Raw genomic sequence first — 16,892 nt, 5'->3', positions numbered from 1 at the left:
TGTTCACAAGAAAATTGCCAATTCTCCGTCATCAGACTAAAAGATTTTTATGAACAAAAACGTGGATTGGGACTCTCAGCGCGCCTTTCTGGCGGTGATGGAAACCGGCAGCCTATCGGCCGCCGCGCGTCGTCTGGGATTGTCCCAGCCGACCATGCGGGCGCGCATCGAGGGGCTGGAGGCCGCGCTGGGCACGGCGCTGTTCACCCGGTCGGTGCATGGGCTGGTGCCGACGCCGACCGCGGAAGCGATGATCGCGCCCGCCCGCGCCATGGCGCACGCCTCGGAAGCGATGCTGCGCGCCGCTTCGGCGGATTCGACGGAGGCGGCGGGCCGGGTTCGGCTGAGCGTCTCCGAATTCGTGGGGATCGAGGTTCTGCCGCCCATGCTCCGCAGCCTGCGCGACAAGCATCCGCGGCTCACCGTCGAGCTCGAACTGGACAATGCCAGTGCCGATCTGCTCGACCAGCAGGTCGACGTCGCGGTACGGATGCACCCGCCGGAGCAATCGGCGCTGGTGGCGAGGAAGGTGCCGTCGATTCCGCTCGGCCTGTTCGCCCACAGGGACTATCTGGCGGCCCATGGCCGCCCCGCCTCGAAGGCCGACACCGGCGAGCATCTGTTCATCGGGCCGGATCGCCGCCGCGGCGAACTCGCCATTGCGGCCATGTTCGGCGACCCCGCCCGCATCCGATGGATCGCCCGCACGGACAGCCACCCGGCCCAACTGGCGCTGGCCCGCGCCGGTGTCGGCATTGCCGTCGCGCAAATTCCGGCGGCGGCCCGTTACCCCGAGCTGGAACAGGTTCTGCCGGACATCGAACTGCCGCAGCTCCCGACATGGATCGTAGCGCACGAGACGCTTCGCCCCGTGCCGCGCGTGGCGGCACTGTTCGATCATCTGGTCGAGACCTTCGATGCCTACGGCAAGGGCAAGCGGATATCGATGTAGTCCGAAAATCCGTGCCTGGCGCGGATGACGGCAGGGCGATGGGCCGTGGGCGATGGGCGGCGGGCGATGGCCAATGCCGCCGGAACGCCCGGCGACCGACGGGCCGGCCGGATCATCCGGCCGATGAAGCGGTCGGGGACATTCCCAACGGCGGCGATGTCGGCGATGGTCTTGGGCGGCGCCGCGTCCGGTCCCGGCCGCGCGAGCGACGCATGAAGGTCACTTCCCGCGGCCGCGCCGCTCCTGCCGGCCAGGCCGCGGCGGGTTCCAGCAGGCGCGAGGAGGCGCGGACTTGGAGGGTCGCAGCTACTTCACCCTGACCACCGGCAACGGCAGGAACTTCACGCTGGTCGACGCCCCGACCGGCCGCGTCACCGCCGTCCTCGATCATCCCTACCGCTATCTCAGGCCCGGGCCGGACCCGACAGGCTTCGGAATCGAACGGCGCAACCTCCTTGCCGATCTCGCCTTTCGCGTCGACGGCGCGGCAACCAAGCCGGTCCGGGAGGCCGGGTATGTCGAAGAGACCCATATCGTCCGGGTTCGGTTCACCGACGCGGCGACGCTGACCGTGGTGTCGCCGTTCGGTCTTGCCCTCAATGCCGTCCTGATCGGCCTGCAGGCCCCTGGCGCGGCGTCGACCGGGGCCGATCTTTCCTTCCGTCTCGGGCTCCGCCCCGTCGCCGAGCCGTTCTGGAAGAGCCCGTTCGCGATCGTCCCCGGTCCGGGCGATCCGATCCGCACCGAACTGCGGCCGGACCTTTTGATCGAACAGGGACCGGGCGAGGGTACGCTGCTCTATCGGGCCGTCGGCCGGACGACGGTGCGCCGGGACGGTCCAGCCGGCGGCCGGGCGACGGCGCCGGTCGTGATGGCCGCCGAGGGGCCGGCGCTGGGTTTCGTGGTCGCCTATCTCGATGCGGCATCCGATCGCGAGGCGGCGATCGCGGCGATCGACGCCTGGGTCGCGGATCGCGATGCGGAGGCGCTGGCGGAGGCGGAACTGGGCGCCTGGCGGGCGTGGCGGCGGCCTGTTCCGACCTGGCTGACGCAGCCGGATGCGATCTCGGTCTGGCGGCAGAGCGAGGCTGTGCTCCGCATGGGGCAGGTTCGGGAGACACCCGCAGACGGCATGATGCTGGCCTCCCTGGCGCCGGGCGAATGGTCGATCGGCTGGGTCCGCGACGGCTGCTACGCCATTGCCGCGCTGGCCACCATGGGCCATCGTGACGAGGCACGGCGCGCGCTGCTGTTCCTGCTCGGCAACCGGCGCGCCGGACGCTACCGCGACTGGGTCGGCGGCATCCCCTACCGGGTATCGGTCGTGCGCTATTTCGGCGACGGTCAGGAAGAGGCCGACTATGCCGGCCATGCCACCCCCAACATCGAAACCGACGGCTGGGGTCTGGTGCTGTGGGCCACCCGCATCCTGGTCGAAACCGACGGCGACGCCGCCTGGCTGGCCACGCCGTTGGACGGGCGCCGCATCTACGACATCCTGCGCGAGGACGTGGCGGAGGCCATTGCGGCCCGGATCGAGACGGAGGCGCCGGTGATGCGTCCGGATTGCTCGATCTGGGAGGTGCACCAGGAGAATGCGCGACACTTCCTCTACACCAGCGTGACCGCCGCGCGCGGTCTGGCCGACTTCGCGGCGCTGGCGGCCGCATGCGGGCAGCCGGAGGATGCGGCGCGCCATGCCGCGCTCGCGGAGGCGATCGCGACGGCAATCCCGGACACTTTCCGCGATCCGGCCACGGGCCACCTGCGCGGCGCGCGCGAATCCAGCCCGGAGACCGACATCGACGGCGCGGCCTTCGAGCTGTTCGCGCTCGGCGTCGCGACCGATCTGGAAACGCCGGTCGCCCACCGCACCTACGCGGCGCTCGAAACCTTGCGGGTTCCCTCCGGCGGCTACCGGCGCAGCGCCGGCGGCGGAAGCTACGCGTCGGCCGAATGGGCCTTCGTCAACCTCCGCGCCGCCTGCGTGGCAGCGCGACGGGGCCGGCTCGACCGCGCCCGGCAGCTGCTCGACATCACGACCGACCGGGCGATCCGGCATTTCGGCCTGATCCCGGAGACCTACGACGTCGCGCCGGGCGCGCCGGCCGGCCGCTACGCCGGTTCGATCCCGATGGTCGGCTATGGCGCCGGCCTCTACATCCTGGCCCAGGCGGAACTCGCCGCCGCTGCAGCCGCGGCCGGCGGCGGGTCCGGTCCGACGGCGCCCTCAGAGCAAGGTCCGATCAGAGCGGCCCGCTCCGATCGGAAAAAGCTTGTGCAAACCAAAATACGCAGAGGATCATCCGATCCATTCAGATCGGGTGATCCTCTTGAGCCGGAGCACGACGCCTTCATCCGGCGCGAGGGCGAGTGATCCGTCAGATACCGGCGGCGGATTGATCCGATGCGTCGACAGGACGGCTCGGCTGTCGGCGGGAACAGCGATCCGGGCCGGTGCGGCGGTGACATTCAGGACCACCCGAAAGGTCCGGCCGGCATGGCTGCGATCGTAGACCAGGACCCCGCAGTCGGCCGAAATGCCGATCCAGGTGCCTTCCGAGAGGGCCGGTTCGCGGTTGCGCAGGGCGATCAGGCGGCGCGTCAGCGACAGGAGCGAGATCGGGTCGCGCGCCTGTTCAGCGGCGCAGCGCGGTCGCCCCGGCGGCGGCAGGGGCAGCCAGGGCGCCTGCGTCGAGAAGCCCGCATGGGGCCCCTCGTCCCACGGCAACGGCGCGCGCTCCGGATCGCGCCCGCGCCCGGCGCCGAACCGCGCGAAGGGATCGCGGACGCGGTCCGGGGGAACGGACACGTCCTCCATGCCGAGTTCATCGCCCTGATACAGGGTCGGGGTGCCGCGCAGCGTCATCAGCATCAGCATCGCCACGCCGGCCTGGGCGAGGCCGATGCGGGTCGCGACCCGGCCGATGTCGTGATTGCCGAGCACCCAATTGGGCCAGGCGCCGGCCGGGAGCGCGGCCTCGTAGCGCGTCACCAGGTCCAGGATCGCCTCGGCGCGCCAGGGCGTCGAGAAGAGATTGAAATTCGTCGGCATCTGCAGGCCGCTCTGCGGTGTCCCGCAATAGGCGACCAGCGTCTCGACGGGCCGGTAGATCTCACCGATCAGGACCGGATCGCCCGGATAGGCGGCCATCAGGCTACGCATCTCGGCGACGATATCGAGCACGTCGGGCTGGTTGGAACTGTTGACCGCCGCCAGACGCATGAAACCGGGATCGCCGTCCCGCCATTGCGGATTGGGCGGATCGTCGCGGAAGCCGGGATCGACCAGGAGGCCCTGCATCACATCGACGCGGAAGCCGGCAACGCCGCGGTCGAGCCAGAAGGCCATCGCGTCGAGCATGGCACGCCGGACCTCGGGATTGCGCCAGTTCAGGCTGGGCTGCTGCGGCAGAAAGCTGTGCAGGTAATATTGGCCCGTGGCCGGATCGAGCGTCCAGGCAGGGCCATCCGTCTGGCTCAGCCAGTTGTTCGGAGGTCCGCCGCCGGGCGCGGGATCGCGCCAGACATACCAGTCCCGCCGCGGCGAGGCCCGCGACGACCGGGCCTCCCGGAACCAGGGATGGCTATCCGACGTGTGGTGCGGAACGAAGTCGACGATGGTGCCGATGCCGCGCCGGCGCAGGCCGTCGAGCACGGCGTCGAAGGTTTCGAGCGTGCCGTAACGCGGGTCGACGCCGCAGTAGTCGGCGACGTCGTAGCCGAAATCGGCCATCGGTGAGGGCTGGAAGGGCGTGATCCAGATCGCCCGGATGCCGAGCCCGGCCAGATAGTCGGCACGCGCCGCCAGCCCGGCGAGGTCGCCGATCCCGTCCCCGTTGCCGTCCTGGAACGAGCGCAGATAGACCTCGTAGAGAACCCCGGTTGCCCACCAGGGCCGCGTTCCGGCGGCCATTCCGGCTCCCCCCTCCGTGCGGACCATCCCGGCCGATACGGCCGGCGCGCGCCGGCCTCGTCGGGAACGGTCCCCGCGGCTCGCGCACGATCCGATCGGAGTGACCGGCTCGGATCGGGAGAGCACGTGCAAGACCTTACCGAGGATCATTCGCTCCCGTCGGCGCCGGTGGCGTTCGAGACGCCCAGCACGCGTCGGACCTGATGAAACGCCGCCTGATCGGAAAAGAACAGGTGCGCGGTCTCCCGGACCCCGGTGCCGGGGTCTTCGACCGAGACGGCCAGAATGCGCATGCGGTGGCCTTTGAGATCGAAGTGACGGGGCAGATCCGCACCATAGGCGTGCCAGCGCGCATAGGGGCCGGTCGGCTCGGCAAAATCCACGGTTCGGTCGGACTGTGCCGAATTTGCGAAGGTGATCAGCAGGATGCCGCGCCCGGACAGGACCCGGCGCAAGGCCGCGAACGCCGCCCGGTCGTCGTCGACGAACTCAAGGACATGGTCGAGCACCACGAAGTCGCAGCTGCCGTCGGGGAGCGCGGCGAGCCGCTCGGCAAGGTCCTCCGGCCGCTCGAGGTCGAGACGGTCCATCGATCGGAACCAGCCGGGTTCGATCCCGGCGCTGGCGCCGATCAGAAGCGCATGCCGCCAATTGAGGAGCCCGATCGGCAGGCCGTGGAACAGGGTGCGGACGATGCGGTGACGTTCCAGCGAATCGCACTGCAGACACCGCGGATTGCTGCCGCTGGCGGCCAGACGGCCGCCCGGACCGGGCCCGAAGGCCTTCGAGCCGCAGATCGGGCAGACCCCCGGATCGGCATTGGTTGCGATCGGCGCGAAGCGGACCGTATCCGAGCCGGGAGATGGCTTCTTGCGGAGCATGAACCAGTCCTGCAGACCCAGGGCGTTCTCGCCGGAAAGCCACTTGCCCTTGCGCTGCAGAACAACCTCGAAACCTTCCCGCGCGAAGAGCTTCAACAGGAAGGCCTCGCGGAAGGCGATGACCCATAACGGCTGGTCTTCGGACGCGATGAAGGCATTCTCCGAAACCCGCTTGGTCAGTTCGTATATGGCATTCGGATATTTTGCGCCGAGAGCGAACCCGGGCGGAATTCGGAAGAACGTGGCAATGAACAGGCCGCCGTCCCTTATCAACGCCTTCAACCGCCGGAAATACTGGACCACTTCGTGTTCGTACATGTGGGTGAACACGGAAAGCGCGACCAGACAGTCGCTGGACTGCTCGGCCATCGGCAGGCTCACGTCGGCCAGCGGCCGGCCGGTCGGATTGTAGCGTTCGTTGACGAGATCAAGATGATGGAACCGATAGGCATCGCGGTTCCCGAAATTCCGGTTCAGCCAATCGATCTGTCGCGGCAGGCAGTCGAAGCCGGTGTAGCGGCCGGGATAGTCCCGCGCCCTCAAACCATAGGCAAGGCGGCCGTAGCCGCAGCCGACATCGAGAAGCTCGAAATCGTCGCCGATCTCGCGAGGCAGCATGGTGCGGACCTGGTCGGCCAACGCCTGTGCCATGCCCATGAAGTCCGCATCGGCCTCGCCCATGAAGCGCAGGTCGGATGGCGGGATGGTCTGCTCTTCGGGGTCCGGCCGGGGCGGCACCGGCGCGGCAACGGCCCGTGTCGGCGCCGCATCCGGCGCCGCATCCGGCGCCCCACCCGGCGCCCCACCCGGCACCCAGGTCTCGGCGACCTTCCGAAAGGCCTGCTGCACATAGCTGTGCAGGTGGAAATCGCCCGAGTCGTGTTCGAACAGCAGGTCCAGCGACGCGTCCGACAGGACCAACCGGGACGGTAGGCCCTCCAGGCGCGGCGCCGACCAGTTCACCCGCTCGACGGCGCCCACGTCGCCCGCTCCGGCAACCTCCGCCAACATGGCGACCATCAGATCCAGTTCCGGCAACGGACAGGCCAGCAGATACTTGCTGTCGATGAATGCCTTGGCGGTCTCGAAATCATTCGATCCGGAGATCAGCCGGCACTGCAGGTTGCCCAGTTGGTGGAGCGTATAGGCATCGTCGCTGTAGATGCAGAAGCGCAGAAAATCGTCGATGCCGTAGCGCACCGCCGCATGGTGCAGCCGGCTGTTGGAATTGGTGAGGAACTCGGCATAGAGGGACTGGTAGCGGGCGATCGGATCGCGCGTCGCGGTGATGTAGTGGCAGGGTTTCGAAAAGTACCTGTGCACTCCGTACGGTATGTGACCGCTGATCAGCCGGCACTTGTCGCGTTGTTCGGGTGTCGCCGTCTCGATCTCGCCATTGTAGTTGAAGATGAAGGACTCGGCCCCGAACGTCCGCTCGAACAGCCGGCGCAGCGACGTGCCGCCGGTCCGCGGAACATGGACATGGATGAAGACCGCATCGCCTTGCGGCTTCGAGACCTGATTGAACAGCATCCGAAAGATCCTCTCCGATCCCATCCCCGATGGGCGTCGCGTGCCGGCGATGCGGCGGTCGCCGGGTCCTGGCCGGCATCGGCCGGCCGATCCGTTCCGACCGGATATCCGAGCGGGTGCCGCGTCCGGCTCGCTTCATCGACACGCGCCCGCTTCGATCCGAACCGCTCGGCGCGGCAATACTTCCGCAGCGGGCCGCCGGACAGGCCGCCGCCGGCTGTCATGAACCGTTCCGGGCATTTGCGCCCTTACCGGAAGGATTCGACCACTTTCAGAATGTCCTGCACGCGCTGATCGGCCGTATGCCGTTCCACGATGATCCGGCGCAGGTCGGCACCCATCGCCCGCCGCCGATCGCCGTCGGCGAGCAGCGCGCGCGTCTTGGCTTCCAGGTCTTCGGCGCCGTTGCAGATGGCGACGGCATCGCCGAAGATCTCCGACAGACCCGCAAGATCGTCGGAGATCACCGCAGCCCCGCAGGCTCCGGCCTCCATCAGCCAGGTCGAGACGATACCCTCCCGGCGCATGCTGGCCGAATGCTGGTGCAGAACGATCCCGGCGCCCGAATAGCAGGCACGGCGCGCCTCCGCGGCGAGCGACATGCCGCACGCCGATCCGGCCGGAACCTGTCCGTCCCAGCCCGGTCCGAACGCGCGGACCGCGATTCCGGCCTGCAGCGCCGCATCGACGATGGCCGGACGTCCGCCACTGCAGCCGCCCACGAAGGCCACATCGGCGACCGTTTCCGGCTCCGCCTCGACCGGCCGGAAGACCTCCGGGTCGACGCAGGGCAGCAGCGCCGAGACCCGCTCGCCCAGGCGATACTTCAGGCGGTCGGCCAGGTTGGCCGACGCGACGAAGATATGGTCGTAGCTGTCGAATTGCGCCAACGGGAGGTCGTCCGGACCGTCCGTCAGCCACAGGATGTTGATCTTGGACGGCGCCGGCTTGTAGGCGCCGCCGCCCTGCAGCACGATGACGACGTCGTCACCCGCAGACTGACCGTAACCCCAATCGGGCCTGACATCGACGCGGGCGAAGTGCCCGGCCCGGTGCAGGGCGCGCTGCAGGCCGAGGGCCATCTGCCAAGTCTCGAATCCGTCGCGGTCATCGGCACCGTCCGCCGCAACCTTGATCGCGAAGCGCAGACTGTCCCGCACCAGGGCAGCCAGGGCCGACTTGAAGGTTTCGGCGCGGTGCCGGTAGGTGTGCTTTTCCAGAACCTCGGCGCGCAGGGCCGCCGCCAATGCCTCCCGTTCGGCCGGGTGGTCGAGATGGCGCTTGAGCAGGTCCGCCAGTTCCGCGCTGTCGGCGAAGGTCGGCAGGCGGCCGCCGAACAGATCCTGCGATCCGCCCCGGCAATTGGTGACGGCGAGACTGCCCGATGCCAGCACGTCGAAGACCTGGGCATTGAGCGCACCCCATTCCTGCCGGGCCGGACGGGAATCGTCGACGACGATCTTGGCGGAGGCGTAGATCTCCGGCAGTTCGTCATAGCGGCGCGGACCGCGCCAATGTCCGGCCGGTTGCGGCGGACGATCCCAGCCGAAGCCGTAGATTGCCACCTCGCCGGTCAGATTGATCTCGCCGAGCAGGTCGACGGCCGCCCGCGACCGGCCATCGTGGCGGCTGCCGACGAAGACGATGTCGGCCGCATCGTGCGGCACCGATGTCCCGGGATGGAAGCGCTCGTCGTTGGCGGCGAGCGGCAGCAGGTGGGCTGTCCGGCCCGTCGTCCGCGCAATCGTTTCGACCCCGAGCGACGACGTGCAGAACAGCAGATTGTAGCCCTGCAGATGCGCCGTTTCCTGCCATCGGTCGACGCGGTCTCCGATCCAGGCGACAGAGACCATGCCGGGATTTCCGTTGCGGACCGCGGCGAGATCGAAGTCGGGGCGCATCACGACCAGGACATCGGTCCCGATCACGTCGGTCGTTTCCGGAAGCGCGAAGGCGACCTCCCACGCAGAACCGGATCGCAAGGCCTCAGCCATCTCCAGGGCGATGGAGAAGTCGCCCGCCGGGGCCTCCAGCGAGACCTCGCTGACCACGAAGGTGACGCGAAGCGGCTGGTTGCGCCACAGGGTCTGGCTCTCGATCGCCGAAGCCAGCGATGCCTGCACGAACCGCCGCTTGAAGCGCTGGCTGAACAGAATGGTGTTCCGGTTCTGACTGGCGGACTGGGTCAGGACCGGATTGGGCTTCCCGGTCACCAGACGGCCCGTCCGGGTAAAGCTGCGATTGTGCAGGATGATCGCCGACAGGTCGCAGATGATGCGCGTGCCGAAATGGCGCGACATGCGCATGCAGAGGTCGATATCCTCCATGCCGTAGAAGTACATCTCGTCCAGTCCGCCGACGGCCAGGAAATCCTCGCGCCGGCACAGCAGGGCGGCACCCGTGACGGCCGGCACCTCCAGGGCCGCGCCGATGGCGGAGTAGGCGTCGTGGGTCTCGATCGCCCCGAAGGTCGGATCGTCGCCCGCGCGCAGGAACGGCGCGAACTGGACGCCGCGATGGTGCGAGGCGTATCGCCATCCGCCGCCGGCCTTGGGCAGGGGTTCGAGCAGGCCCGCGCCGACGATGCCGACCGAAGGATCCTGTTCGAGCCAGGACAGCAGAGTGGGCAGGCAGTTGCTCGGAAAGACCAGGTCGTTGTTGACCAGGAAGACATAGCGCCCCCTGGCCCGCGCGGCGGCGTAATTGTTCGACGCCGAAAAGGAGAAGTTCGCGCCCCGGGCAAACAGCCGGATATCGAGCTTTGCGCGGTACTTTTCGATGACCGCCAGGCTGTCGTCGGTCGAGCCGTGGTCGACGATCAGCAGCTCGATGCTCTCGCCGGCCATGTGCGTCGCGACGGACTCGAGCATCTGATCGAGCAGCGGCGCTCCGTTCCAGTTCAGCAGAATGAAGCTGACCTCGGGATCGCCCGAGCCGGCCGGCCGGAGCGGCGTCGGGTTCGGGCGGCCTTCGACGATGTTGGTCAGCCGGTGCGGATAGGGATCGTTGCAAGCCGGGGCGCCGACGGTGGCGCCGAAATAGTCGATCAGCGGAAAGAATACCTCAATCTTGGAGCTCCGCTCGCCCGGGGGCTTGCCGTGCAGAATGACCTCGAGCGGAACATGCCCGTCGCTGATGAAGACCTCCACGGTCCGCAGGCTGTTGTTCATCAGACGCAGCGGGAACTTGTACTGGAAGATATGGTAGCCCGAACCGGCGATGCTCTGGAGGCGCTTCTGGAATTGATCGGCGGAAACGACCGCCTCGCAGACGCCGTCGACGAAGATCGACACCGAAACCGGTTCGGAGGGTGCGAGGCGATTGACCGCCCAGCCGGAGACCTGCTGTGCCGACACGATCTCGACGCGGCCGGCATAGCGCAGCGCCGGATCGGCGATCAGGGACGGCGCCAGGATCTTCGGCAAGCGCTTGTCCGGCGCGATCGAGATCTCCTCGCCCCCGATCCGGAGCGTCAACTGATGCACCATCCCGTCGAAATGCCGGGCCGGGATCGACAGCGCGAAGCCGTGCGGGCCCTGCAGATCGAAGGCCTTGTTCACATCGGACCGGATGAGATTCGTCATCGTCCGGCCGAGCAGGACCGGTCCCTCCCAAAGCTCGACCTCGACGGCCGCTTCCGGCGCCAGGCGGTCGAAGGCCCAGCCTTGGATCGACCCGTTGGTGGTCGCCTCGACCCGAGCCGCGATCCGGCGCCGGAAATCCACCTCCAGGCCCCCGGAGACATGCTTCAGCGGCATGACCCGTTCCCCGGACACGGCGACCTGCAGCCTATGCGTCTGACCGTCGGTCAATTGGTGCGGCAGCATGCCGGCGAAGCTGACCGGTCGGCCGGCTTCAAGCGTCACCGGCACGGAGGCGACGACGCTGCCGTCGGCGAGGAGATCGAGCGTCACCGCCCGATCGCAGGCCCCGACGATCCAGCCCTCGACGAGCGTTCCACGGACCGACCAGGCCGCCTCGCTGACGACCGACAAACGCACCTCGATCGTCGCGCCGACCGGGGCCGGCGGTTCGGCTACGGCGAGAAGACCGATTCGATGGATTCCCCCATCGATCAGATCGGCCGGGATCGGGATCCGGATCCGTTCGATGCCGTCCGTAGGCGCCCGCGCAGCGATCTTCTCCGCGGCCACGGCGCGCCCGTCCACCGTCAGCGCCACCGTGATCGGCCGCTCCTTGCCGGGCCAGCAGATCTGCGCATCGACCGTCAGCAGATCGACGCTGTCGATGCCGCCGGTCGGAGCCGTCCGCTCCCGGACGATGGCGAGCATTTCGGCATTCGTGAGCGCAAGGTCCGCATTGGGCAGAACCGGCAGATAAGGTCGGCCGGCGGCGGCGACCCGGACGGATACCGCGGCGGGTGCATGGGGCGCGCGCGCCACCTCGGCCACCAACGCACCCGTATCGACATCGCCGAACCAAAGCGAAGCCCAGGCGATCTCGAAACCGACCGGGACGGTTCCCCGCCCCAGGATGCCACCGATATCCGGACGCCCGACGCCCGTCCTGGCGGCGCAGAGCGGGATGCCGAGAAACGAGATCTCCAGATCGACGATCGACCGGGGATCGGATGCCCAAAGGCACCACCCGCGCACGCCACCGGCCGTTACCTGCTCCACAGCCCCTCGGATCGATGGCGCCGCGGCCAGATCGTCCAGCGCCCAACTGGACATCGCACGGATCGTCGCGGCGCGGACCCCGGACCGGGCTGCTTCGACCCCCACCGAATCGGCATCCGACCAGGATGTCGAGAGGCTTCTCTGGCTCATGGCGGACCCTTTTCCGGTAGTCAATACTGCGGCTTATCGAGAGATTCTATCTAATGGTAGAGAAAGATGCCTATACAACCAAAAATACAGGCGCTCCCTCTTTTGACAAATGCAAACCTAATCGCACTCTCATGCTGGCGTATACTGCCTCTCCCATGAGCGTCAATGATGCGCTGGTTGCCACGCATTTTCGCGGAACAATACGATCTTCGATCGTTTTCTCGCGATTTATACGCTCTTAGATTGTGTCTTGGCGAAATGAGGCTGCCGGCGCCGCGCTTTTGGATGCCGGTCGCGGCCCCCGCCGGTCACACCGCCCGTCCAAATCCGCCGACCCGTCCGGGCGAGCAGGTGGGCGGGCGGGCGCGAAAGAGGACCGCCGCATTGCAAAATCGGTCCGTCCGTCCTAGGTCGCCAGGGGCGGGCCCAGGGCAAGGAAGGCGCCGGAATGGATATCGCCCAGTTCGGATGCTTCGACACCGGCGGTTTCGGCGATCTGCTGATGCCGCTGATCGCGCATGCCCGGTTGGCCGACCATCGGCTGACCGCACTGGCTCCGGCGGGCGGGGTATCCCTGCGCTGGCAGGATGCGCGGTCGTCGACCGCGTCCGAGCGCGCGCTGGACGACAGCTTTCGCTGCGATGCCTGTCTGATCGGCGGCGGCGACGTGATCCGGATCGGGACGGCCGATGAACCCGGCTATGGCGCCGACGATCCGATGCGCCATGTTGCCCTGCCGTCCCTGTGGCTTGGTGCAGGCCTCGCCGCCGAGCGGGCCGGCGCGCGCCTGATCTGGAACGCACCCGGCGTTGCCGGGTCCGTCTGGACGGCCGAATTGCAGCGGCTCGTGGCCACCCTGCTGGCCGCCAGCGACTATGTCGCGGTCCGCGACCGGTCGAGCCTGCAGCGGCTTCGGGACTGCACCGATGCGACCGTCCCGGTGTCCCTGGTTCCCGACCCAATCCTCGACATTGCGCGCCTCTGGCCGCGTGCGAGCCTGACGCAACGGTTCCGGGCACTGTTCGTCCGCCGCGGCCAGCCGGTTCCGGCCCGGTCGGTGGTCGTGCATATCGACGACCGCGCCGGGATTTCCGCCGCGGCCTTGGCGGAACGGGTGATGCAGGCGGCCGCGCCCGCCCGCGGCCTGCCGATCCTGCTGGCGGGCGACACCGATCGCAATGCCGGCATTCTGGCGCGCGCCGTGTCGGCCTCGCTTCCCGTCCCGCACCTTCTGCTCGATCGGCCTTCCGCCTTGCGCGACGTGGCGGCCTGCCTCGCCTCGAGCGAGGGCTATGTCGGGTCCGATCGGACCTGCTTCCTGGCGGCCTTCGCCTACGGCAATCCCGGCGTCCTGATCACCGGCGACGCCACGTCATGGGCCGCCGACCTGGCCGACCAATACGGGCTGCCGGATATCCTCTGCGGCGACTGGGCGGACGCGCCGGCGCGCCTCGCGGCCGTGGGCCATGACGAAGCGCCGCGGATCGCCGCCCTGGCGGCGGCGCAGGATGCGCTCGACACCCACTGGGCTGCGATCGAAGGCGTGCTCGCGGCGCCACCCGATCCGTCGCGCCAGGCGCAAAGGGCGGATTTCGCCCGCGCCGTCGCCGCCGACAATGCGGCGTCGCGGAGCTGGGTTGCGCGCCTTGCCGGCATGGCGGCCCGATCGGCGGCCGGCACGCGCGCCGCGCCGTCCGTGAACCTGCTCGAAACGAACCTGCTCGGGTTGCGCGGGATGCGCGACCATGTCGGCCGACAGGGCGACCGCCTGGCCTTGCATCCGCCGCCGGGCGGCGTCACCGAGGCCGTTCTCGACCCGATTCCGCTGCGCGGCGGCGACCAGTTGCGCGGCGGGGCGACGGTGGCCCATCCGGACGGCCGACCGGTCCGTTTCGGCCTGATGCTGATCGGCGAGGATGGCCGGATGCTGGGGCGGACCGATGTCGTGGCCGACGCCACCGGGGTCACGCCGTGGCGGATTGCGGTCCCGCAGGGCGTTGAAGGAACCGGCAGCCTCCTGATCGCGACCAGCATGGCGTCCACCGGAGACAATAATCGCTTCGCCTGGGCCGAACTTGTCGACCCGAGGCTGCATCCCCGAACGTTCGTGGTCTGGGATCAGGCGGGCGGTGGCGCGAAGACCTGGGATGCGGTGAGCCAGGAGACGCCCGGCACGCCCGAGAATGCCGAGAGCAACCCCTCCAGCAACGACCAGGACTCCTCGCGCATCGCGCGGTGATGGGACAGGATGCCGATCGGTTCGGCATCCGCCTCGGGCTTCTGCCTTTGCTCTCGCACGATGCGGGCCAGGCGCAGGCAGGCCTCGTCGAACGGCACCGGCCGAGGGCCGCCCGGCGCCTCCCATTGCAGGATGTCGAGATGGGCGTTGGCCAACCGGAGACCGCCGACCGCGAAGGGACGCGGGCGCGGCCCGAAGCTCGACAGGCCGGTGAAGCCGCGGGCCCGCACGATTTCCAGATGACGCTCGTCGCAGGCGTTCCAGGGGGGGACGAAAATCGGCATGCACCGGTCGCCCAGGAGGCGGGTGAGAACGACCTGACCGGCGGCGATCTCGGCTTCCACCGCCTCCGGATCGCGTCCGGCGCCGAATTCGCTTTTGCCGCCGCCCTCGGGCTGGTGATTAATGTGCCGCCAGCCGTGCTGGCAGAAATGAATGAGGTCCGGATCGGCCGCGGAGACATCCAGGGCCTCCGACGCCAATCCGGGGATGATCGAAACCAGGGCCGGCGTCCGGAAGGTTTGTGCCAGACGGATCAGCGCTTCGAAGGCGCGCGAGTTCGCGACGAGGTCGTCGTCCCGCCACCACATCCGCACCGGCACGCCCGCTTCCCGCGACAGGTGCAATTCCGTCCGGAGGACATCGAGGCCCCGTGACGACCGGGCCTCCGAGGCGGGCCGGGCGTCGGCCCGGTCGCTTCTCCCGGATGCGCCTTCGACGACCAGGACATGCCCGCGCGCGCCGGCCGCGCTGGCGCTGACGGTCACCTTCCGGCCCTCAGAAAAATGGCGCACTCCGGCGCGCTGCACCCGCTCAACCGAAAATATCCAAGGCGCGACTGAAAGTTGTAGTGCCGAACCATCGAGTATGCGCCTCGCTTCTATCGAGATCCCTATCGCCGATGCAGCCAGAAATTACAGCGAATCTCAGGATCAATTCCAGCTTAGACGAAGAGATCACATCTCGCGACGCCCGAAAATCGGGAAACGATATCAAATAAACAAATCAATACTATTCAATCTATCGATGTGAGATGAGGTCAGACTTGTCCGCTGCGCGCAACCAAGGCATAAGCCGGCCTGGTCTCGGCGGTGCTTGCCTTCGAAGAATTTTGAAATAGAAACAATTCAGAAATATCCAAGCATATAAATGCTCGTAACAATTATTGCAATATTCAATAAATATAAATTATATTTATTGAATATATTAATAATTATTTTCAAGACATTATTGTATTACTTCCACTCAGACGGCTCGCATATCCTGTAATTCTTTTCAATATAAAACAACTCATGCCCTTCTTATTTGACAATTAGGACTCTCATAAAATTCGAAATAGCGGTATTATTGTCGAAGTGATTTTTCGACGCACTTGCAAAATGACAAACAGCTGATGATATTGCCCCCCGGATCTCGCAACGGAACGATCCACCGGACGATTTTCTCTACGGAGGTGAAGGGTGTAGGGCAGATCAAGATCGATCGGCACCTTCGCCACCACGGTGGGCGGCAATGTCGGAATTGATGCCATGCGCCCCTGGAAAAATCCCGGTAGTCTTCCAAGCGTTTGGGAAATCTTGGAAATAAAGCGCGGCTGTTCCTGGGTGAGCCGGTTCGCCAACAAGGTAGCGCATGCCAGTCCTCAGTTCCGACCCGTATTCCCCCGTTGCCATAATCTTGCAATCCTGTGATTCAGGTGGTCACCTTCGTCACACAAATTCGATAGACGGGAGATTGATGCAGGTCCAGCGGGTCGGATCGAGTAGCGGAAGCTACTGTTTTTAGGATTGGCATCCTGTGCTAGCCGGGAGGATCGGTGAGGATCGGATCTCCTGACGATACGTAACGTAGCAATTCTGGAGACTATCTTTGGTTCAGCTTGGACGTCGATCCGCAACCGAAGGAATGTTAACGAACGTGTTCGTGGCGCCATCGGCGGACGCAGAATATCCAGCCGTCCCGGACGCGGCGGAAACGACGGAACCTGCGGTCGCGGCATCTTGGAACCTTGGCAATCTGCGTGAACCACCCGGCATTCGCGGCGCGGTCGAATGGTGCAACGACACCAGCCTTGGCGGGTGGTGCATCGGCACGGATGAAGACGCCCCGATCGCCGAACTCGAGCTGGTCTTCCAGGGACGGACTCTCGGGTCGATCCTTGCCGACCGGCACCGCCCCGATCTGGCTGCCGCCATCGGAAGAGCCGACTGTCTCGGCGGATTTCAAATTGATTGGGCGCAAATCCCGCCCGCCGTCATCATCCCGATCCTGGACGACCTGTCGCAAGCCGTTGCGGCGGCACCCGACGCCCCGGCGGCTCTGCGCATCCGACATCTGTCCGAAGCGATCGACTTGGACGTCCTGCCGGATGTCACCGTGCCGTTCAACAATGCAGCGTTTCTCGACCGATTGAGGGAGGTGGCGCGCCGTCCCGCGGACGACCTCCAAAGCCCCGAACCGACCGGCTGGGCATCCACCGACGGCTTCGACCCCGCCCCGGTCTTGGCGCCGGTATCGGACACGGCTGCGAACCAGGACGCGATGCCGTCCGATACGGTCGCGCCGCTGCGTCAGAATGCGG

At 67.1% G+C, this 16,892-nt stretch carries 7 protein-coding genes; 3 read left to right on the top strand and 4 right to left on the bottom strand.

The features are described 5' to 3' along the window. Window positions 1-49: 49 nt before the first annotated feature. Both KL771_RS23845 and KL771_RS23840 read left to right on the top strand, forming a co-directional pair. Window positions 50-952: a LysR family transcriptional regulator gene (locus KL771_RS23845; RefSeq protein WP_261971007.1), complete on the top strand. Its 903-nt coding sequence runs from the start codon at window positions 50-52 to the stop codon at window positions 950-952. A 292-nt stretch (window positions 953-1,244) separates the two neighbouring features. Then, complete coding sequence (locus tag KL771_RS23840) at window positions 1,245-3,329, top strand: hypothetical protein (RefSeq protein WP_261971006.1); 2,085 nt, start codon at window positions 1,245-1,247, stop codon at window positions 3,327-3,329. Here the strand turns inward: KL771_RS23840 and KL771_RS23835 are convergent. The 3 genes from KL771_RS23835 to KL771_RS23825 form a co-directional block, all read right to left on the bottom strand. Next, window positions 3,255-4,868 (bottom strand): alpha-amylase family glycosyl hydrolase, encoded by a 1,614-nt coding sequence (locus KL771_RS23835; RefSeq protein WP_261971005.1) that lies wholly within the window; start codon window positions 4,866-4,868, stop codon window positions 3,255-3,257. The genes KL771_RS23840 and KL771_RS23835 overlap by 75 nt on opposite strands. A 146-nt stretch (window positions 4,869-5,014) precedes the next feature. After that, entirely contained in the window at window positions 5,015-7,282 is a 2,268-nt protein-coding gene (locus tag KL771_RS23830; protein ID WP_261971004.1) for a class I SAM-dependent methyltransferase, read from the bottom strand. A gap of 248 nt (window positions 7,283-7,530) precedes the next feature. Continuing rightward, complete coding sequence (locus KL771_RS23825) at window positions 7,531-12,072, bottom strand: glycosyltransferase family protein (RefSeq protein ID WP_261971003.1); 4,542 nt, start codon at window positions 12,070-12,072, stop codon at window positions 7,531-7,533. A gap of 448 nt (window positions 12,073-12,520) precedes the next feature. On the opposite strand from KL771_RS23825, the gene KL771_RS23820 reads away from it, so the two are divergent. Further along, window positions 12,521-14,311 carry a polysaccharide pyruvyl transferase family protein gene (locus KL771_RS23820; RefSeq protein ID WP_261971002.1) on the top strand — a complete coding sequence of 597 codons (1,791 nt, stop codon included), beginning with the start codon at window positions 12,521-12,523 and terminating at the stop codon, window positions 14,309-14,311. A gap of 1,908 nt (window positions 14,312-16,219) precedes the next feature. On the opposite strand, the gene KL771_RS23815 is transcribed toward KL771_RS23820, so the two are convergent. Then, on the bottom strand, window positions 16,220-16,759 hold the full coding sequence (locus KL771_RS23815) for a hypothetical protein (protein WP_261971001.1): 540 nt from the start codon (window positions 16,757-16,759) through the stop codon (window positions 16,220-16,222). Between the last annotated feature and the right edge of the window lie 133 nt (window positions 16,760-16,892).

Source organism: Prosthecodimorpha staleyi (assembly GCF_018729455.1).
GTDB classification, from domain to species: Bacteria; Pseudomonadota; Alphaproteobacteria; order Rhizobiales; family Ancalomicrobiaceae; genus Prosthecodimorpha; species Prosthecodimorpha staleyi.
Note: the sequence above shows the minus strand (reverse complement) of the source record. Positions and strands in the feature narration are given on the sequence as shown.

What these genes read in the sequence shown, in the direction of transcription:
- KL771_RS23825 (WP_261971003.1), bottom strand. Translation starts at nt 12,072, where the DNA reads ATGAGCCAGAGAAGCCTCTCGACATCCTGGTCGGATGCCGATTCGGTG.
- KL771_RS23835 (WP_261971005.1), bottom strand. Translation starts at nt 4,868, where the DNA reads ATGGCCGCCGGAACGCGGCCCTGGTGGGCAACCGGGGTTCTCTACGAG.
- KL771_RS23830 (WP_261971004.1), bottom strand. Translation starts at nt 7,282, where the DNA reads ATGCTGTTCAATCAGGTCTCGAAGCCGCAAGGCGATGCGGTCTTCATC.
- KL771_RS23845 (WP_261971007.1), top strand. Translation starts at nt 50, where the DNA reads ATGAACAAAAACGTGGATTGGGACTCTCAGCGCGCCTTTCTGGCGGTG.
- KL771_RS23820 (WP_261971002.1), top strand. Translation starts at nt 12,521, where the DNA reads ATGGATATCGCCCAGTTCGGATGCTTCGACACCGGCGGTTTCGGCGAT.